This window comes from Hyalangium minutum (assembly GCF_000737315.1).
Taxonomy (GTDB): domain Bacteria; phylum Myxococcota; class Myxococcia; order Myxococcales; family Myxococcaceae; genus Hyalangium; species Hyalangium minutum.
In genome coordinates this window covers 188450-208337 of sequence record NZ_JMCB01000007.1, presented here as the reverse complement: position 1 = coordinate 208337, position 19888 = coordinate 188450, and the positions used below count along the sequence as shown (strand labels likewise).

Sequence of the window (19888 nt, the reverse complement as noted above, 5' to 3'; positions counted from 1 at the left end):
GGGCGGAGCATCCTAGCGGCACTGCCCTGCCCCAGCACGTACTGTGGATGCGCGAGGCAGGGAGAAGACCGCGGGACCTGCTCAGGAGTCAGCGGCCTCCTCGGCCACCTCGTCGTCCTCCACCTCGTCGTCCTCCTCCTCGAGCACCGCGGCGGCAGCCACCGCCCCCGCGCCTCCGACCTTGCGCGCCACCAGGCGCTTGCGGACCAGGAACGCGGACTCGATGAGGCCCATGGACAGGTACGCGGAGGAGTACGCCACCAGCACGTAGGCGGGACGCAGCTGGATGGCGATGGCCAGGCCGCTCGCCACCACGAGCATGAAGACGAGCGCGGACTTCTTCGACAGCCGCAGGTCCTTGAAGGTGCGGTAGCGCACCGTGGACACCATCAGCAGCGCCAGCATGCCCACCACCACCGCGATGGGGACCAGGGCCGACTCGTCCGGGGGCGCCGCGAACACCACGTGGTGGGTGATGATCAGCGACACCAGCACGCCGGCCGCCAGCGGGATGGGCAGGCCTACGAAGAAGTTGCCGCCGCCGCCGTGGGGGTTGCGCATGGCCAGCACGTTGAAGCGCGCCAGACGCAGCGCGCCACAGGCCGCGAACGCGAAGGAGATGAACAGTCCCACGAAGCCCAGGGGAGCCAGCGCCCACTTGTACACCAGCAGGGCCGGCGCGGCGCCGAACGACACCACGTCCGCCAGGCTGTCCAGCTGCATGCCGAAGTCGCTCTGCGTCTTCGTCAGGCGGGCCACGCGGCCGTCGAACCCGTCGAAGAACATGGCGAAGAGAATGGCCAGGGCCGCTTGATAGAGCTGCACGGGCGTTGCCTCACCCGTGCAGAGCGTGATGGCGTAGAAGCCACAGAAGATCGAGGTGACCGTGAAGAGGTTCGGTAGAACGAACATCAGCTTCCGCAGCTTCATCGAGTCCCTCGCCTTTCCGATGCCCATTCGCGCTTGCACGGCGGACTGAACGGACCATAGCAAGGTTTTATTGCCGCCAAGGAGGGTTGGATGGATCCGGGACAGTGGATGTTGTGGGGGCTGCTGCTCTTCCTGGCCGTCATCATTGGAAATGTGGCCTGGGTCCTGGGGGTTCGCCGCCTCTACCGTCCCCGTACAGCCCCACCGCAACTGCTACGCGCCCGGTGCCAGGATGGGTGGGAGGTTGCCGTTCATGCGAGGCGGGCCCCGAAGCGGCGCTTCGAGGAACCTGTCCTGCTGTGCCATGGACTGGCGGCCAATCGCTTCACCTTCGACTTCGCCCCGCCGTACTCGGTGGCCCACTACCTGACCGAGGCCGGCTTCGACTGCTTCAGCGTGGAGTGGCGGGGCACCGCGCACTCGCGCACCCCGCCCTCGGGCCGCCGCTACACGGACTTCACGGTGGATGATCACATCCTCCAGGACGGGCCCGCGCTGCTGGAGCTGGCCCTGAAGGAGACCGGGGCGAAGAAGGTCTTCTGGCTGGGCCACTCGATGGGCGGACTCGTGGGGTATGGGGTGGCGCAGGGCCCCCACGGGCACCAGATTGCCGGACTGCTCGCGCTGGGCGCCCCCGTCTTCTTCAAGTCCGAGCCCCTGCTGCGCTCGCTGCTGGGGCTGGGAGTCCGCGCAGCCTGGCCCCAGCGCTTCCGGCAGGAGTGGATGAGCGCCACCTTCGCTCCGTTCCTGGGCTACGTCACCCTGCCGCTGTCGGATCTGCTGGTGAACCCGCAGCACGTCCCTCCGTCCATCCAGCGGCAGGTGTTCGCCAACATGCTGTCGTCCATGAGCCGCAAGGTGCTCCTCCAGTTCCGCGACTGGATCGAGAACGACACGTTCCGCTCCTATGATGGCACGGTGGACTGGCGCGCGGGGATGTCCCGCCTCACCCTGCCCATCCTGGTGATGGGCGGCAGCAGCGACCGGCTGGCCACGGCGGAGAACGTCCGCAAGCAGTACGAGCTGCTCACCTCGCCCGACCGGACGCTCCACGTGTTCGGCCGGGATCGCGGGGACCAGATGGACTACGGCCACGGGGACCTCATGTTCGGCGCGGGCGCCCCGACGGAGATCTACCCGCTCATCCGCGCGTGGCTGGAGGAGCGGGCCACCCTGCTGCCCAAGCCCGTGGAGCAGCCCGTGTCCACACCCACGCTGCCGGCCTGAAGTCCCAGGCCGGCGCCTCGGCGCCTGCATTCACCAGCGAACAGGCAGCGAGTCGAAGCCGCGGAACACCAGGCTGTTGCACTTGATGCGCGGGGGCTGCTCCTCGTCCAGGCGCAGGCCCGGCATGCGCTCGAGGAGCGCCGTGAAGCCGATCTCCAGTTCCACACGGGCCAGCGGAGCGCCCAGGCACATGTGAGGGCCGAACGCGAACGAGAGGTGCTTGTTGTTCTGTCGGGTGATGTCGAAGCGCTCGGGGTCCGGGAAGACGGCAGGGTCCCGGTTGGCGGCCGCCATGCCAAGGAACACCAGCTGCCCCTTCTGGATCTTGCGCCCGCGCAGCTCGAAGTCCTCGGCGGCGATGCGGTGGATGAAGGGGACGGCGGGGCAGAAGCGCAGCACCTCCTCCACCGTGGACTTCATGAGCCCAGGGTTCTCGCGAAGCTTGCGCAGCTGCTCCGGGTGCGTCAGCAGCATGTGCACGCCGTTGCTGAGCTGATCCACCGTGGTGATGTGGCCCGCGGTGAGGATGAGGATGGCGTTGGCGATGAGCTCGCCCTCGTCCAGCTTTCCCTCCTCCTGGGCGTGGACCATGGTGCTGAGCATGTCGCGGCCCGGGTTCGCACGGCGCTCCTGCACGGCCTTCCCCAGGTACTGCATGAGCTTCACGATGGCGGTGTTGGACCGGACCGCCAGCTCCTGCATGTCCGCTCCCGTGCTGGCGGCAAAGAGCCGGGAGTTGTCGCTGCACCACTCCAGGAAGTCCCGCTGGTCGCGCGCGGGGATGGCAAAGAACTCCATGATGACCTGAGAGGGCAGCAGCTCCGAGTAGTCCGCCACCAGCTCCATGCGCCCCCGCGCCTGGACGCGCTCCAGCAAGGCGTCGGCGGCCTTGCGGACCTCTGGCCTCCAGCCGTCGATGGCCTGGAGCGTGAAGCCCGGGTTCGCATTGCGCCGCAGGCGGGCGTGCTCCGGCCCGTCCTTCATGAGCATCTGCCGCTCGGCGTTGTAGATCTGGTCCTTCACCTTCTCCAGGCCCACGCCCCGGAGCTGGTGCGCGTAGAAGAGCTGCGTGCGCGCGGCGCTCAGGCGCGGATCCCGGAAGCATGCGGCGACGTCTTCATGCCGGGTGATGAACCAGGACTGCATCGGCTCGGACCAGTGAACGGGCTCGGACTCGCGCAGGTACCGGTACAGGGGGTTCGGATCGAGCAGGTTCTGGGGACTGACCACGTTGACGTCGAGCCCCGCTGCCAAGGTCGTCATGGGCGCTGCCTTTCATGTGGGGTGCTGCCGGAACCGAAAGAAGCCGTGTCGATGCAGGGAGCCGTGAGGCCTCGTCGGTCCTCGGACTGGAGACGCTGCAGGTGAACCCGCGTCGCGCCCTCGCATTCCGCCCAGATGAGCCCATCTCCCAGTCCGCTCGCGGTGAGCGCATCCGCCCACACCTCGCCCTCGCGCATGACCGCCAGCGCGGGCCCCTCTGTGTCGCGCACCTCGAGCCCCAGCGCCTTCACCCGCGCCAGGCTCTCCACCGTCAGCCCCGCCAGCTTGCACCGGGCCAGCGTCGCGTCGCGCAGCGTCACCTCTGCCCCCTGCGCCGCCAGCACGCCCGCGCCGGGTACGTCGCGCACCAGGAGCCCCTCCACTTCCGCCTTCACTCCGCGCAGGTGCAGCCCGTCTCCCGTGTAGCCCTCCCTCGCGCTCAGCCGCGTGAGGGTGGCGTTGCGCAGGCGCAGCTTTCCCTGAGTCGCCAGCACGCCATAGGCGTCCACCTCGTCCGCGCGCAGCTCGCTCACCTCCATGTCCGAGTCCACGAGCTGCAGCGCCCCGAAGTTCCCGCTCTGCCGCACCTGCAGATCCTGGAGCCGGCCCGTGGAGCGCGTGAGCCCCAGCCCCGCGCGCGCGGCCTTCAGCGAGGTGAACCCTCGCACCTCCAGCTTCGCACCGTAGCTGGCCAGCCCGTACTCGTGGCCCACCACCACCACGTCTTCCACTTCGAGCGCTCCGTCCCGGACCAGCACCCCGGGCCCCCGCCCCTGCTCCACCGTCACCCGGCGCAGCCGGACCCGTCCGCCGTCCTGCTCCAGCCCCACCACCGCGTCCTGGAACGAGACCTCCTCCAGCACCGCCTCAGCCCCTCCCCGCGCGAAGACGCCCTGGCTCCAGGGCCCTCGGAACGTGCTCCGCTTCACCTCCGCGCTCACCTGCCCCTCCAAGGAGATTCCCATCGTCTCCGAGAGGCTCGCCTCGAACTGGACCTGCTCCGCCACCAGGCGGCCCCCCGCCGTCACCCGCACCGCCCCCTCTCGATGGCCGCTGAAGGCCACCCGATCGAGCCTCAGCGCCCCGGCCGTCTCCACGCCCCAGCCTCCCCCCTGCACCGTCAGCCGCTCCAGCGAGGCCCCTGCCTCCATCCGCACCACGGGCTCGCGGCCCTCTCCATAGAGCACCGTGCTCTCCCCCACCCCCACCAGGCGAACCCCCGCAGGCAGCAGGAAGGGCCCCGCATAGAGCCCCGGGGCGATGTGGACGGTGGGTGCGGGCCATACAGCCAACCCCTCCGCCAGGGTCCGGAAAGGACGCTCCCGAGTGCCCTCTCCCACGCCTCGCCATGCCCCATCTACCCACACCTCTGGTCCAGAGGCCGGAGCGGCGGCAGGTGGCAGGGCGGACGGGCGGCAGGCGGCGATCACCAGCAGCACAGCGACGAGGAAGCGCGGGATCATTCGGGCCGGGACTCTAGACCACTGCCCCCATGCCACTGGATCAGGAAGTTCCTGTAAGCGATCGAAACCACACGAGAAAGACAACTCACGCGATCACAATCCCTCTCAACGCATCGCATGAGAGGATTCAGACGATGCATCGCATTTCGCGATCATTTCCTCTCTACGCCCGCTGTATCAGCCGTCAAAATTTCAGAGGGCGGAGCCATTTTCAGGAGAGCGTTGCTGGTCTATCATTGACAGGGAAAAGAGCGATTTGTTACCAACCGCCACCAGGTTGCGACTCATCGCGAGACAACCCTAGACGGAGGGGCGAATGACCAAGGCAGAGCTCGTGGAGGTGGTGGCTGCGCAGTCCCGGCTGACGAAGAAGTCGGCGGCGGAGATCATCGACATCGTCTTCAGCAACATCGGCAAGGCGGTGAAGCGGGATGCGCGCTTCAGCTACCCGGGCTTCGGCACCTGGTCGGTCCGCTCGCGCAAGGCGCGGAAGATCCGCAACCCCCAGACCAACGAGATGATGAAGCTCAAGGCCTCGAAGACCATCGGCTTCCGTCCCGCCAAGGAACTGAAGAACTCGCTGTAATCGCTGGCGCCGAAGTCATTCTCAGGGGCGTCGTCCTACCGGGCGGCGCCCTTGCTGCTTTGTGGGGGCCGGCGTCTCCTGGACGGACACGGAGCCGATCTCCACCGAGCCCTCATCCCCTCGCCCCAGTTCCTCCATCGGATCCTCGGCCCGGCCGTCCTTCCACAGCTCGAAGTGCAGGTGCACGCCGGTGGCCATGCCCGTGTCCCCGGCCAGCCCCACGACATCTCCCCGCTCGAGGATTTCTCCCGGCTCCACCATCAGCCGGGAGAGGTGGCTGTAGCGCGTCGTCACCCGGGCGGCGTGTTGGATCTCCACCTGGTAGCCGTAGCCGCCGTTCCACCCGGCGTTGAGCACCACGCCCGGAGCCGCGGCGAGCACCGCCTGCCCCCGCCGGGCAGCCAGGTCGATTCCCAGGTGGTCCCGCATCTCTCCGAGGATGGGGTGCGAGCGCTCACCGAAGTGACTCGTCACGGAGACGGGGAAGATGGGCCAGGAGAAGCGCGGCACCTCGCGCACCGTCTTCACCATCAGCCGGCGCACCTCCGACATGCGCGAGGACAGCAGCGACACCCGCTGCATCACCGACTGGGCGAGCGTCTCGGGGATGTCGCCGTAGAGCTTCGCGTCCTCCTCCAGCTCCGCCTCCAGCGTCACCCTCGCGCGGACGATGTCCAGGGACGAGGTCTTCTCCGCGGGGCGCTCCAGGAAGCTGTCGAGGGCCTCCGACACGTCCTCCCAGTTTGCCTCCTGCTCCGGCGGCATGGGGCTGCCCCGCTGCATCTGGCGGCGATAGGCCCGGGCGTGGTTGACGAAGGTGGTGAGCGCGGCCTGCAGCTCCGGCGAGGTCCTCGCGGTGGGCAGGTCCTTGCCCGGAGCCGTCTCGGCTCGCTTCTTCTGGCGCACCCGGACGGGCCCCGGGGCGGGGGCCTCCGCAAGCTCCTCCACGGAAGAGGGAGGCCCGAATGCTTCATCAAAGCTGAGCTTGTCCTCCGCGCGCGAGGTGACGCACGCGGGGAGCAGGGCAATCAGCGAGAGGGCAACGAGGCGGGACACGGCTCCTGGAGCCTACCACGCCCCCTCTCGGATCAAGATTCCAGGGCCTTGCGGACGCGGGAGAGCGCCTCGTCGATGTCCGCGGCCGACACATCCAGGTGGCACACCAGGCGCGCGGTGTTGGGGCCTGTGGCATTCAGGAGCACCCCCAGCGAGGCCAGCTTCGAGACCATTTCACTGGCCGGGCGCGTGAACTCCACCAGGAGGATGTTGGTCTCCACGCGGGAGGGCTCCGCCTTCACGCCCTTCACCTCCGCCAGCCCCGCCGCCAGGCGCCGCGCGTGGGCATGGTCCTCGGCCAGCCGCTCCACGTGGTGCTCCAGCGCATGGAGCGCCGCGGCCGCGAGGATGCCCGCCTGGCGCATGCCGCCGCCGAGCCGCTTCCGGAGCCGCCGCGCCTCGCGAATCAGCGCCGCCGAGCCCGCCAGCGCCGAGCCCACTGGCGCGCCCAGCCCCTTGGAGAAGCACACGGAGGTGGTGTCCGTCAGCTTTGCCCAACCGGACGCCGGGGTGCCCGTGGCCACCTGCGCGTTGAAGAGGCGCGCGCCATCCAGGTGCACGGCGAGCCCGGCCTTGCGAGCCACCTCCACCACGGCCTGGAAGCGCTCCAGCGGCCACACCGTGCCGCCGCCCCGGTTGTGCGTGTTCTCCAGCGACAGCAGCCGCGAGCGCGGGGCATGGATGTTGTCCGTGCGGATGGCCGCCGCCACCTGCTCGGGCGTCACCAGGCCACGCTCGCTCGGCAGCACCTGTGGCTGGACACCCCAGAGGGCCGCCAGCGCGCCGCCCTCGTACTGGATGATGTGGCTGCCCGCCTCGCAGATGACTTCGTCGCTCGGGCGGCAGTGCACCCCCATGGCGATCTGGTTGGCCTGCGTGCCGGACGGAACGAAGAGGGCCGCCTCCAAGCCCAGCCGCTCGGCAATCCGCTCCTCGAGGCGGTTCACCGTGGGGTCCTCTCCGTACACGTCGTCGCCCACCTCGGCCTCGGCCATGGCCCGGCGCATGGCGGGCGTGGGCTTCGTCACGGTGTCAGAGCGGAAATCGATGGGCTTCATGAGCATTCCTACCTGGTGGGTGGGATCCCTCTTCTAGAACGAGGGAGGTTATGTCATACAGCAGCGGCGTGGGACGCGAGACTACCGAGGCCAAGCGGCGGCGGGCCATTGAAGTGCTGAACCGGCTGGGCACCGAGATGCCCGAGGTCCGTATCGAGCTCGATTATCACACCCCCCTGGAGTTGCTGGTGGCAGTCATCCTGTCCGCCCAGTGCACGGACAAGCGGGTGAACATGGTAACTCCCGCCCTCTTCCAGCGGTTCCCGGACGCGCAGGCCTACGCCTCGGTGAAGCCGGAGGCCGTGGAGCCCTTCATCCAGACCTGCGGCCTGTACCGGGCCAAGGCGAAGAACATCGTCGCCGCGGCCAAGGCGCTGGTGGCCGAGCATGGGGGCCAGGTGCCGCTTGCTCGCGCGGCGCTGGAGAAGCTGCCAGGAGTGGGGAGGAAGACAGCGGGCGTGGTGTGCATCCACCTGGGCGGAGATGCCGCCTTCCCCGTGGACACGCACGTGAAGCGGCTGGCGTACCGGCTGGGCTTTACGCGGCACACGGACCCCGACAAGGTGGAGGCGGACATGCAGGCCCTGCTCCCCACCGAGCGATGGATGACGGGCCACCAGCTGCTGGTGTGGCACGGGCGGCGGACCTGTTTTGCCCGCTCGCCCGCGTGTGAGCGCTGCGTCGTGGCGGAGCTGTGCCCAAAGAAGGGCGTGCGGCTGAAGCCCGCTACACCGACGGACGCTGGTCGCGCTCGCTCTTGAGGCGCTTCATCCGCTTGCGGATGATCTCGCGCTTGAGCGTGGAGACATGGTCCACGAAGACGGTGCCGTTCAGGTGGTCCGCCTCGTGCTGCACCGCGATGGCCAACAGCCCGTCACACCGCAGCGTCTGCTCCTGGCCCTCGGGGTCCAGGAACTTCACGGTGACGACGGCGGCGCGGTCCACGTCCTCGGCCTCGCCGGGGATGGACAGGCAGGCCTCGGTGAACGTCGTCTCGCCCTCCATGGAGATGATCTCCGGGTTGATCATCGCCAGGGGCTTGCACTCGGGCTGCCGGGACGTGGTGTCCAGGACGATGACCCGCTGCAGGACACCCACTTGTGGCGCCGCGAGCCCCACGCCGTCTGCGGCGTACATCGTCTCGAACATGTCCTTCACCAAGGTGCGGACGGAGTCATCCACCTTGGCCACGGGCTTGGCGGCCTGCTTCAGGATGGGATCGGGCCAGATCAGGATCTCGCGAACCATGGCTCCCCTCTTAACGCTCCTGGAGCGGCCGGGCAACCGGGGGTGACGCCCGGTGTCACCTGGTCCGTGGCTCCCCGAACGGGCCAGCGAGCCACCCTCGGAAGCGGGTGTCCGGCACCTGACCTCGCACGCGGTGGAGCCCCCGCTTGAAGAGCGCGTAGACGCTGAAGAAGCGCTCCACGCCCGCTCGCTCCCCCGCGCTCATGGGGCTGGCGCTGCAGATGACCTTGGGGTCGCCGCGCCCTGCATCAATGAAGTCCACCACCCCCACCACGGGCACCTTCACGCGAGTGCCTCGGCTCAGCCTCGGGCCCAGCACCACCACGTCGAGCGGGTCCCCATCGTCCGCCTGATGGCCCGGGATGCACCCGTAGTTGTAGGGGCACGGCACCGGGGAGATGAAGTCCACGCGCCCATCGGCCCGCCACTTCACCCAAGAGAAGCGCGGCGTCTCGATGAGGACCTCGGGCTCGCTGGGGAGCCCGGGGAAAGGTGTGAACTCGGAGGCGGGAGCCACGGTCCCCTCAGTCCTGCAGGTTGCGGGCGTACTCCGCCCGGAGCCGATCATCCGCGAGCGCACGCGCCGCTTCCGACAGCACGTCGCGGACCTGCTGGGCGCGGTACTGCAGCGAGGCATCCGGGTGGCCCGCGAACCGCAGCGGGTGGAACTCCGTGGCGAGCAGCTCGTAGGCGCGCTTCACCTCTTCGCCGCCCGCAGTGCGTGCCAGGCCCAGCACCGTGAAGTAGTCCGCCTCTTGGACTTCCTCGAACTTGGCCTCCAGCCGGCGGATGTCCAGGTCCGGAGGCAGCTCGCCCACGGGCTCCTCCACGGGCCGCAGCGCCACGAGCCCCAGCACCCGCGCCACGGCGATCGTCTTGAGTGCCGTCTCCTGGGGCAGCCCCGCGCCCAGCAGCAGCTCCTCGACCGTCCGCTCGCCATCCACCTTCGCCAGCAGATGGAGCTCGCGCGCCGAGAGTCCGAAGCCCTCGGGCGTCTGCCCCGCGTCCCCGCGCGAGACCACGGCGCGCAAGCCGCCCACCTGCGACACGAAGGACTCCACGGAGAGGGAGTTGCGCAGTGCCTCGGCCAGCAGGTGCAGCGGTGGACGCGTGGCGGCCGCGAGCGCCACCTCGTGCGGCGGCGGCTCATCCGCCACCCGGTAGAGCGTCGAGGACTCGGAGAATGCGTCGAGGAAGATCTGCTCCGTGTAGCGCTGCACCAGCGGCACGGACTCGGCCTCGCGCAGGTAGCCACGGCCCCGGAGGGTGTCCAGCAGCGCGCCCGTGGAGGCGGAGCGCACCAGGCGCAGCTCATGCTCCTGCCGCGCGTCGATGAGCCCATCCCGGCGCGCCCGGTCGATGAGGGTCTCTCCCGGCGCCGAAGAGAGCGCTCCCACGAGGCTCCCCTTCCGCAGCCAGAGGATGCGCAGGGCCTCGTCCGCCTTGAGCTCCAAGCGGACATCGGCCCGCCCCTCGCAGAGACGGAGCAGGAGATGGGCGAGCCCCTCCTGCGTCACGCTCCCCGCCCGAGGGACGTGCACCCGTGACTGCCCCGGCGCGTCGATCTGGAGGACCGCGGACTGCATCCGGGCGGCCAGCTCCTCGGCCTCCGCGCGGGCCTTGGCGACAACCTGGGCTTCGCGGCGCGAGGCTTCTTCGGCTTCGCGGCGCGTCCGCTCGGCCGAGGCAAGGCGCTCGGCTGCTTCCGTCTCCACCCGGACCGCCTCTACGGCCATGCGCCCGAGTTCCTGGGACAGCCGGTCCCGCTCGTCGCGCGCACGGGCCAGCTCCACCTCCAGCTTGGCGATCCGCTCCTGGAACTTGCGCGAGGCCTCCTCGGTGGCGCGGTCGGCTTGCGTCTTCGCTTCCGCCTGGAGACGCTCCAGCTCTTCCTTGCGCTGGGCCTCGGCCTGGCTGCGGGCATGGAGCTCCGCCTGAAGCCTGGCTTCCGCGGCGAGCCGCTTCTCTCGCTCCTGCCGGGCCCTCGCGTCGAGATCACTGCGCGCCTTTGCCTCGGCCGCGAGCCGGGCTTGCAGTTGCTCGCGCGCCTGGACCTCCGCGCCCGCGCGCTCCTCAGCACCGGCCTGGGACTGAGCCAGCGCCTGGAGTCTCTGCTCGAGCTCGGCATGGGCGCGCTCAGCCTGCTCCGCGCGCCCTTCCGCCACAGTCCGCGCCTGCTGTGCTTCTTCCGCGCGAGCCTCGGCCTCCGCGCGCGCTTGCTGCCCAGCCTTGGCTTCCGCCTCCGCCTTGGCTCGAGCCTGACGCTGGGCCTTGGCCTCTGTTTCCGCCTTGGCTCGAGCCTGACGCTCCACTTCCGCCTGGGCCTCGGCTTCCGCGCGGGCCTGCTGCTCCGCCTTGGCTTCCGCTTCCGCCTTCGCACGAGCCTGACGCTCGGCCTCGGCGTCCGCCTCTGCCTTGGCACGAGCCTGACGCTCGGCCTCGGCGTCCGCCTCCGCCTGAGCCCTGCGATGCTCCTCCGCCTCGGCTCGGGCCGCTGCGGCTTCACGCGCACGCGCCTCGGCCTCCGCACGGGCTTCCGCCTCCGCGCGCGTCATGGCCGTGACCTTGCTGCGGGCCTCCAGCTCGGTCCGGGACAGGGCTTCGACTTCGGCCTGCGCTTCCGCCTCCGCTCGCGCCAGCGCCTCGGCTTCGGCTCGGGACTCGGCGTCTGCACGAGCCTGGGCTTCTGCTTCGGCTCGCGACTCAGCCTCCTGGCGCGCCCGCGCTTCCGCCTCCGCTCGCGCTTCGGCCGCCTTGCATGCCGCCGCACTCGCCTCCGCTCGCGCCTCGGCCTCCTCACGCGCCCGCGCTTCCGCCTCCGCGAGCGTCTCCGCCTTCGCACGGGCCTGCTTCTCCGCCTCGGCGAGCGCCTCCGCTTTGGCACGGGCCTGCCTCTCCACCTCGGCGAGTGCCTCCGCTTCCTGCCGTGCCCGCGCCTCGGCCTCCGCTCGCGCGTCCGCTTCGCTCCGGGCTTGGAGGGTGGCATTCACCCGCGCCTCGGTCGCGGCCCGGGCCTTCGCCTCCCGCTGCAGCCGGGCCTCGATCTCCGCCCGCTTCTGCTCTTCCTCGCTCGCGCGTTCCTCGGCCTTGCTTCTGGCGAGCGACTCGGCCTCCGCGCGCACCTGCGCGTCGAACCGCGACAGCTCCTCCGCGCTGACCCGCGCCTCGATCTCCGCCCGGGCTGCCTTCGCGCGAGACTCCGCCTCGGCCTGCGCCTGGGCCGCCACCTCGGCGCGCGTGTCCGCCTCCTCGCGGCGCCGGGACTCAGCCTCCGCTCGCGCCTCCGCCTCGGACTGCGAGTGGGCGGCGATCTCCGCCTGCGCCTCCGCCTCCCTGCGCTTGCGCGACTCCTCCTGCAACCGAGTCTCCAACTCGGCCCGGAGGCGGCTCAGCTCACCCGACTCCTTCTGCAGCTCCGCCACCTGCGCCTGGAGGCGGCCCAGTTCGCCCGACTCCTTCTGCAGCTCCGCCACTTGCGTTCGGAGGTGGCCCAGCTCGCCCGACTCTTTCTGCAGCTCCGCCACCTGCGCCTGGAGCTGGATCAACTGCGCATCCTGCGCCTGGAACCGCGTCTCCTTCGCTCGCGCGGCCTCGGCCTCGGCCTCCATGGCCTTGCGGCGCTTCTCCTCCTCCGCGCGCGCCTTGGCATCGCGCCCGCGGAACTCCATGACCCACTTCTCCGCTTCGGCACGGAGCCGGGCCTCGTGCTCCTTGTCCTTCGTCAGCGCCGCGACGCGGTCCTTCAGCGCCTCGGCCTCCTCCTCCGCCGTCCGCCGCAGCTCCTCCTCCGCCCGGCGCAGCGCCTCCTCACGCTCCCGAGCCGCCTCCGCCTCCGCCCTCGCCGCCTCCGCCGCGGCCTTCGCGCTCTCCGCTTCGGCCCGGAGCTCGGCCTCTCGCTGGATTTCACTGTGGAGCGTCTCCATGCGACTGCGCTCCACCTCGACCTCATGCTCGGCCTGCAGGCGGAGCACGGACTCCAGCTCCAGCTCGGCCCGGGCCGCCCGCATCAGCTCGCGGGAGTCGTCGCTGACAGGCACTCCCTGTGCTTCGGCAGCGGACTCCTGCTCCGACGCCGGAGATGCCTCCACGGGCGGAGCCGGCAGCTCATCCGCCACCGGCGGCGGCACGATGTCCGGCCCGAACGAGTCCATCTCTTGGGACGAGAGCTCCTCCGACACCGAGGGCTCATCTGGAGTGGTCCCCGGTTCCACCCACTGCAGGAAGTGTGTGGCCTCCTCCACGGGCTCCTTTGGCAGCGAGGGGCCGAGCTGGACCCAGCGCGCCGTGCGCTCCATCCGCTCCTGCATCGACGGCTCGGAGCCCTCCGCAAACCGCGCCCAGCGCTGCGTGCGCTCCATCCGCTCCTGCATCGACAGCTCGGAGCCTTCCGCAAACCGCGCCCAGCGCTGCGTCCGCTCCATCTGCTCCTGGGGCGTCAGCTCGGGCTGTGCCGGCTCCTCGCCCGCAGCGACCGCAGCGGATGGAACGGCCGTCTCCGGCACGTCCGCGGGTGCTTCACTCTGTCCCCGCAGCGCACGCAGCTCGGCCTCTGCCGCAGCCAGCGCTCTCGCCTTCGCGTCGTCCTCCGCCACGGGAGGCTCTACGTCGAAGAAGCCCTCTTCGCCCAGCCGAGACGAGGGTGCGGCGGCTGTGGGTGCTTGCAAGGCCTTCGCGGCCAGCGCCTCCTGCTCGCGCGCGAGGGCCGCGTCGATCTCGAGCTGAGCCAGGCGCTCGGCTTCGGCACGGAGCTCGTCCTCCACGCTCCCGCCCGGTGCGCCCGCCTCCTTGGCAAGCCCCGCCCAGCCTCTCGCCTGGGACGCGCCCGGCTCGTCCTCGGAGCCGCTCTCCTCCGAGAGCGAGAACGCATCCTCGGCGGGCATGGTGACGAAGGACTCGGCCGGCTCCTTCTCCACGGCCTCCACGGCTGGAGGCTTCAGGGCGACGCTCGCCTCGGAGGAGGGCTCGAGAGCAGCACTGGCCTCCTGCTTCCGGCGCCGCCGCTCGGCCGCCTCGCGGCGAACCTCCTCCTCCATGCGCCGCAGTTCCTCTTCATCCACCGCCGAGGAGGACGAGGCTTCGGAAGCGACGGGGTCACCCGGTGGCTCAGCCGCCACCCGCTCGGGCGCGGCCTCCGGGCTCTCCGGCTCTGGCGCGGCCTCGGCAGGGGCAGGGGCAGCGGCCTTCACAGGCTCCACGGTCTCGGAGGCCGAGGGGTCCTGAACGGTGATCTCCTCGGCTGCGGAGAAGTCCACGCTCCCCGCGGAGGACTCGACGGTGATGGGTCCCGGCTCCTCATTCAGGCCGGAGTCCCCCATATCCATCGGGTCCATAAGGACCGGATCGGCCGTCACGGCGCGCGCTTCCTGCTCGGTGACGGGCTCCGTGCCGACGAACGTGAACCCGGAGCCCGACTCGGGCCCCAGTTCCGGCACGGGAGCGGACGGGGCCGCGAGGCTCGCCTTGGGCGAGGCCGCCTCCGTCTCCCCATCCTGGTGCGTCTGCTCAAAGGCCGCGTCCATCGCGAGGACGGCCTCATGGGCCTGCTGCTGCTCCTCCTGCGCGACACTGCCCTGCGCGCCCGCCGCCGAGCCCCAGTTCACCGGCGGGGGCGTGGTCATGTCCCCAAAGAGGGCATTGGCCAGTGCGGGGTTGCTCCGCTCCGAGGGCGGAGGCACCTGCCAGGGGTCGGCCGCTGGGGGCTCCTCGACAGGAGGGGACGCCAGGGTGTGGCCCTCCTGGATGCGCCAGTCCTCCGCCGGGGCGGGGCCACTCACCATCACCCCCACCGTCTGGATGAAGCTGGCCGGGTCAATCGGCAGCGGAGCCACGGGCAGGCTGTAGCTGGAAAGAGGCTCACCCAGCAGCAACACGCGCGCGTTGTGGCCCTCGGGGTGCTGGGCCAGCTCCTCCAGGGCCAGGTTGCCACGGCCGCCCTCCACTCCGGGCGACAGGATGATGAGGGAGGGCTGGTAGTGGCCGAAGCCAATGAGCGCATCGGCAACGGACGTCGCGAGGATGACCTCGTGCCCCTCGCGCGACAGCAGGCGGCGGACGGTGGCGATGGTGGCGATGTCGTCGTGGACGAGGAGGACCGGGGCGGCCATGGAAGCCGCCCGAGTCTACAGCATGGCCCCGGGATCCACGTCGATCGTCACCTTCACTCCGGCAGGAATGTCCTCCAGCTTCGCCTCCAGGCGGGCAAGCAGCGGGGACAGTGCTACATGGGTCGGCCCTTTGAGGAGGAGCTGCCACCGCGTCCGCCCTCGGAGCCGGGAGATGGGAGCCAGGGCCGGCCCCAGCATGCGCACCCCGGCGGAGGGGGGTGGCATCCGCCGAGAGAGGAAATCTCCAAGCATGCGGGCGACACCGGCGGTCTGCTCTGGGTGCTCGCCCTCGATGCGGACGGCCGCCATGCGAGCGAAGGGGGGATAGGCCAGGGCCTGGCGCCACTCCATCTCCTGCTGGGCGAAGCCCTCGAAGTCATGGGCCAGCACCCGCTTCACAGGCTCGGAGTCCGGGTTGTACGTCTGGACCAGCACCCGGCCTGGGTCCTTGCCGCGTCCGGCCCGGCCGGACACCTGGGTGAGCAGGTGGAAGGTGCGCTCGGCGGCGCGGAAGTCCGGGATGGCCAGCGAGGTGTCCGCCATGACGACGCACACCAGGGTGACGCCCGGGAAGTCATGACCCTTGGCCACCATCTGCGTGCCCACGAGGATGTCGATCTCCCGCCGGGCGAAGGCGGCCAGCAGCTCGGTGACGCGCTCGCCGCTGGTGGCGGCATCCCGGTCCAGCCGGGCGACGCGGGCCTGGGGAAAGCGCTCGGCCACCTCGGTCTCCACACGCTCGGTGCCGATGCCGAGCCTGAGCATGGGTCCGGTGCACTCGCGGCAGCGGTCGGGCACGGGGGTGGCCAGGCCGCAGTAGTGGCACATGACGCGCGAGGCCGCGCGGTGCAGCGTGAGGCACACGTCGCACTCGGAGCACTTGAGCGTCAGCCCGCACACCTCGCACAGCAGGAAGGTGCTGTGGCCGCGGCGATTGAGGAAGAGGATGGTCTGCTGGCCCCGGTCCAGCGTCTGCTGCATCGCGTCGAGCAGCGGCTGGGAGAGGATGGGCGCCTCCTCCGTGACAGGGCCGCCGTCGCGAGGACGCTCGATGCGCAGGTCCACCAGCTCGATGGTGGGCATGGGCCGGTCGTCCACGCGGTGCTTCATCTCCAGCAGGCGGTAGCGGCCGCGGCGGACGTTCTCCAGGGACTCCAGCGAGGGCGTAGCCGAGCCGAGCACCACCAGGGCCCCGGCCTGCTTGCCGCGCATCACCGCCATGTCACGGGCGTTGTAGCGGAGCTTGTCCTCCTGCTTGAAGGAGGGGTCATGCTCCTCGTCCACGACGACGAGGCCCAGGTTCTCCACGGGGGCCCAGATGGCCGAGCGCACCCCGACAGCGATGCGCACCGTGCCCTTGCGCAGGGCCTGCCAGTGAAAGAGACGCTCGCGGTCCTTGAGGCCCGAGTGCAGCACGGCCACATCCGAGCCGAACCGGCTGCGGAACCGGCCCACCAACTGCGGCGTGAGCGCAATCTCGGGCACCAGCACGAGGCTGCCCTTGCCCTGGGCGAGCGCGTGCTCCACCGCGCGCAGATAGACTTCCGTCTTGCCGCTGCCGGTGACGCCGTGCAGGAGCACCGTCTGGAAGCCGCCCATGTCGAGCGAGTAGTGCAGGGCCTTCACCGCGAGGTCCTGCTCGGGGGTGAGCAGGTCCGGGCGGCCCTGGGCGAGGCCCTCGCGCACGCCCGGCTTGAGCACCTGCTCCTCCAGGCGCACCAGCCCGCGCGAGGCCAGCTTCTTGAGCGTCTCCCGGCCGCCGGGGATGGAGTGGGCCACCTCCTCCACAGGCGCGCGGCCTCCCACGGCCAGCAGGTACGCCAGCGCGGCGGACTGGGCAGGGGCGCGGCGCAGCTCGGGCGGAGTCTCGGTGACGGCCGCCACCGCGAAGTGCTGCACGTCCGGCCGGGCCTCCTTCTCATCCTCGGCCTTGGAGAGGCCCGGGGGCAGCGCGCCGCGAATCACCTCTCCGAGCGGGTAGCGGTAGTGCTCGGCGGCGAAGCGCAGCAGGGCAATCAAGTCCGGAGGGAGGGAGGGAGACTCCTCCAAGACGCGCTGGATGGGCTTGAGCTTGATTCCCTCCTCGGCAGGCTGGGAAGCAGGCCCGAGGAAGAAGCCCAGCGCCGTGCCGCGCCCGAAGGGCACCAGCACGCGCTGACCGGGGGACAGGCGCCCCGAAAGGGTGTCCGGGACGACGTAGGTGAACTCGCCCCGGACGGGGCGGCCAACAGCGACGGAAGCAAGGGCAGCAGGCGAGCTCACGAGATCCACAGTACCGGAGTGATCCGACACGACCATGTCTCGGGAGGTCCTGCAACCGTCGGTGTGATCCTGCGGCCCACTCGAAGTGGACGGCAGCCTCGGATCCTCATGACCAAAGAGAGCGGATTGCTCCATGACATTCGCTAGAACGCTTGGAGTGGCCCGAGGCGTCCTGCTCAGTGCAGGCGGACCTTCGGACGGTGGAAGATCCAGGTCCGGCGCTTGCGTCCGTCCGTGGGCGTCCACTCCTTCTCGGACACCTCCACATTCGCCACCACGTCCTGCACCGTCACGCCCCAGGCCCGGGCGATGTACACGCCCATCAGCGCGGGCAAGTGCACCAGCAGCCGCCCCGCCGCCGTGTGCCCCGCCTCGTGGCACGGGATGACGATCAGCTCTGGGAACTTCCGCACCGGCCGCTCCGAGCCATCCACCAGCGTCACCTCGTCCCGCTCGCCCACGAACTCCTGCAGCATCGCCAACGTGATGGGCGTCCCTCCGCGGTAGCCGATGGGCAGCCCTCCCGGCTCGCCTCCGCACGAGAGCACCGCCAGCCCAATGTCCAGGCGCTTGTGCAGCTCGTAGCCCTCGAAGCTCAGCTGGTAGCGCTCCCACAGCCGGGCCTGCTCCGTGGCCCAGCGTGCCAGGTCCTCGCGCAGCGCCAGCGGCTCCGCGTCATCGCGCGTGGCCACGTCCGTGGACCCCAGCAGCGTCCCCGTGAACTCGCGCGAGTACCGCGCCCGCAGTCCGCCCGCCGTGATCACCGACAGCCCCGCCCACCGCTGCATCGCCCCCGAAGCAATGCAGATACGCCCGATGCACTGCCCGTTCGCATCCAGCACCGGCCGCACCATGGGCGCCAGGAACTCCATCAGCGCCGTGTTCACGCCCCGCGCCGTGTTCCCAATCCGCCGCAGCAGCCGCGTGGCCTCGAGCGTCCGCCAGTCGTTGGCCTCGATGACCGTCTGCACCTGGCCGGGCCGCTCCTCCAGCTTCAACGTCACGTCCAGCGTGGGAGCGATGCGCCCCAGCAGCTCGGCGAACGAGATGCGCTCCTCGGACTCGGACCAGTGGTCCCACTGATCGCTCCGGTCCAGCAGCATCTGCTCCCAGTCCCGCTCGCGCGACAGCCACACGCGCACCTGGGTGCCGCCTTCCGACAGCACCTCCTCCGAATCCGCGGGCCGCAGGATGGGGTGCGCGCCCAGCCCGTTGTCGAACTCCAGCACGTGCGTGGCCTGCTGCTGGAACGGCCGCGAGATGACCCGCAGGCGCTCGCCCCACATGAACACCGAGAAGAAGCCGATGCCGAACCGGCCCGCAGGCACGAAGCCGCTGGCCGCCAGCCCCGGGTAGTCCCGGCGCATGTCCTCGGTCATCCAGTAGCTCGTCCCGAAGTCCAGCAGGTGCCGCGTCAGCACCCGCTCCGCCATGCCAATGCCCGTGTCCGCCACCTCGATCCAGCGCCCGTTCGAGTCCCGGCCCACGCGCACGGTGATGGAGCCCCAATCGGACTTCAGCCCCTCCAGCGACCGCCGCGCCCGGATGGCATCCGCCGCGTTCTGGATGAGCTCGCGCAACGGCACCGACGGGTCCTTCCGGTACAGCTGCGCTCCGCCGATCTGCGCGATGAGGCTCGGCACGTCGGACACGTGCACGCGCGCGTCCACCGGCATCCACCCCTGCGTCCGCACGTGGGTGGCCAGCCGCGTCGCATCGTCCGCGTCCACCACGCCCCGCGCCAGGAAGCGCGGCCGCCCGCTCGAGGCGAGCAACACGTCCACGTCGTGCAAGTCGCGGTCGATCTTCCGCAGCGCCTCGAAGCAGGCCCAGAACATCTCCGCCTCGCCCCGCGCGAAGGGCTCGCCCGCCGTATAGAGGAGGCGATCATGCACGAGCGTCGGCCGGCTCAGCTTGCGGCGGCGCTCCTCCACCAGCAGCGTGTCCGCCGCCCGCAGCGCCGCGGCCACCTTCAGCGTGTCCACCGTCCAGTCCGCCGGAGACGGCGCCGGTGCCTCGAGCCTCCGCGCCGAGAACACCCGCCCCACCTCGGCCACATCCCAGTCGTGGCTGTACGCCAGCTCCCCGAGGATCTCTCCGAACTGCTGGCGCAGCCCCGCATCCTCTATGAGCTGCAGTTCCTCACCCTGCGGCCCCTTCCCCTGCAACAGCCCCAGCTTCCGCGCGTGCTTGACGGCGAGCAGGTGGAGCGCTTCCTCCGTGGCGAGCTGCACGTACTCGTCCGTGGGGTACGCCATCTCGTTGGGCGTCGGGGCCCGGTCCGTCTCGCGGCGGATGCTCGTAGCCAGCGAGTCCTTCCACTCCTGGGTCTTGCGCAGCTCCGCCTCGCCTCCCGGCAAGCCCGCGAGCCCCACTCCCAAGTCATAGATGATGAGCGCTCCGCCCAGCACGAAGGCCTCGGCGGCGTTGAGCGGGTACTCCGGGCCCAACAGCAGATCCACCCGCTCCCAGAGGGCATCGAAGCGGCTGCCACCTTGGCCCTTCAATGCGGGGTAGGCACTTCGGATCTGCTCCGCGAGCTGCCCCGCCCGCTGCCAAGCCTTGCGCAGCTGCTCACGGAGATGGGCACGGGCCGCTTGCGCCGCATCCCCACTCCGCTCCCCCAGCGTCCGCTTCCAGAGTTCCGTTCGCTCGTAATCGAACATGCCCCCAGAATACGAGGGCTTACCC

The 19888-nt window shown here is 70.4% G+C and carries 13 protein-coding genes; 3 read left to right on the top strand and 10 right to left on the bottom strand.

All coding sequences use genetic code 11. From position 1 onward, the window contains the following. Positions 1-81: 81 nt before the first annotated feature. Positions 82-930, bottom strand: a complete 849-nt coding sequence (gene pssA / locus DB31_RS20460; RefSeq protein WP_044190506.1) for a CDP-diacylglycerol--serine O-phosphatidyltransferase — start codon at positions 928-930, stop codon at positions 82-84. A gap of 90 nt (positions 931-1020) precedes the next feature. Between pssA and DB31_RS20455 the strand changes: the two genes are divergently transcribed. Further along, entirely contained in the window at positions 1021-2157 is a 1137-nt protein-coding gene (locus tag DB31_RS20455) for an alpha/beta fold hydrolase (protein ID WP_044190504.1), read from the top strand. 30 nt (positions 2158-2187) lie between these two features. Here the strand turns inward: DB31_RS20455 and DB31_RS20450 are convergent, their stop codons facing one another. Together DB31_RS20450 and DB31_RS20445 are read right to left on the bottom strand one after the other, a co-directional pair. Further along, positions 2188-3420: a cytochrome P450 gene (locus tag DB31_RS20450; protein ID WP_044190502.1), complete on the bottom strand. Its 1233-nt coding sequence runs from the start codon at positions 3418-3420 to the stop codon at positions 2188-2190. After that, complete coding sequence (locus DB31_RS20445; RefSeq protein ID WP_044190501.1) at positions 3417-4883, bottom strand: right-handed parallel beta-helix repeat-containing protein; 1467 nt, start codon at positions 4881-4883, stop codon at positions 3417-3419. Before DB31_RS20445 ends, DB31_RS20450 begins: the two co-directional genes overlap by 4 nt. 316 nt (positions 4884-5199) lie before the next feature. Here DB31_RS20445 and DB31_RS20440 point away from each other — a divergent pair, with 316 nt between their 5' ends. Further along, positions 5200-5469, top strand: a complete 270-nt coding sequence (locus tag DB31_RS20440) for an HU family DNA-binding protein (RefSeq protein WP_044190499.1) — start codon at positions 5200-5202, stop codon at positions 5467-5469. 21 nt (positions 5470-5490) lie between these two features. On the opposite strand, the gene DB31_RS20435 is transcribed toward DB31_RS20440, so the two are convergent. Both DB31_RS20435 and ltaE read right to left on the bottom strand, forming a co-directional pair. After that, on the bottom strand, positions 5491-6525 hold the full coding sequence (locus tag DB31_RS20435) for a M23 family metallopeptidase (protein WP_044190497.1): 1035 nt from the start codon (positions 6523-6525) through the stop codon (positions 5491-5493). A gap of 32 nt (positions 6526-6557) precedes the next feature. Further along, positions 6558-7583 carry a low-specificity L-threonine aldolase gene (gene ltaE, locus DB31_RS20430; RefSeq protein WP_044190883.1) on the bottom strand — a complete coding sequence of 342 codons (1026 nt, stop codon included), beginning with the start codon at positions 7581-7583 and terminating at the stop codon, positions 6558-6560. A 50-nt stretch (positions 7584-7633) separates the two neighbouring features. On the opposite strand from ltaE, the gene nth reads away from it, so the two are divergent. After that, the gene (nth, locus tag DB31_RS20425; RefSeq protein WP_044190495.1) at positions 7634-8344 is read left to right on the top strand and encodes an endonuclease III; all 711 of its coding nucleotides are present in this window, start codon (positions 7634-7636) and stop codon (positions 8342-8344) included. Here the strand turns inward: nth and def are convergent. The 5 genes from def to DB31_RS20400 all read right to left on the bottom strand — a co-directional run bounded on the left by def (position 8310) and on the right by DB31_RS20400 (position 19863). Continuing rightward, positions 8310-8831 (bottom strand): peptide deformylase, encoded by a 522-nt coding sequence (gene def, locus DB31_RS20420; RefSeq protein ID WP_044190494.1) that lies wholly within the window; start codon positions 8829-8831, stop codon positions 8310-8312. The two genes, nth and def, sit on opposite strands and share 35 nt — an antisense overlap. Before the next feature lie 55 nt (positions 8832-8886). Beyond that, positions 8887-9348, bottom strand: coding sequence for an inorganic diphosphatase (locus tag DB31_RS20415; RefSeq protein ID WP_044190491.1), 462 nt, complete (start codon positions 9346-9348; stop codon positions 8887-8889). A gap of 7 nt (positions 9349-9355) precedes the next feature. Further along, positions 9356-14935, bottom strand: a complete 5580-nt coding sequence (locus DB31_RS20410; RefSeq protein WP_044190488.1) for a DnaJ domain-containing protein — start codon at positions 14933-14935, stop codon at positions 9356-9358. 15 nt (positions 14936-14950) lie between these two features. After that, positions 14951-17233 (bottom strand): replication restart helicase PriA, encoded by a 2283-nt coding sequence (gene priA / locus DB31_RS20405; protein ID WP_240486786.1) that lies wholly within the window; start codon positions 17231-17233, stop codon positions 14951-14953. A 140-nt stretch (positions 17234-17373) separates the two neighbouring features. Beyond that, a complete protein-coding gene (locus tag DB31_RS20400) occupies positions 17374-19863 on the bottom strand; it encodes an HD domain-containing protein (protein ID WP_044190484.1) in 2490 nt (829 codons plus the stop codon). Positions 19864-19888 lie beyond the last annotated feature (25 nt).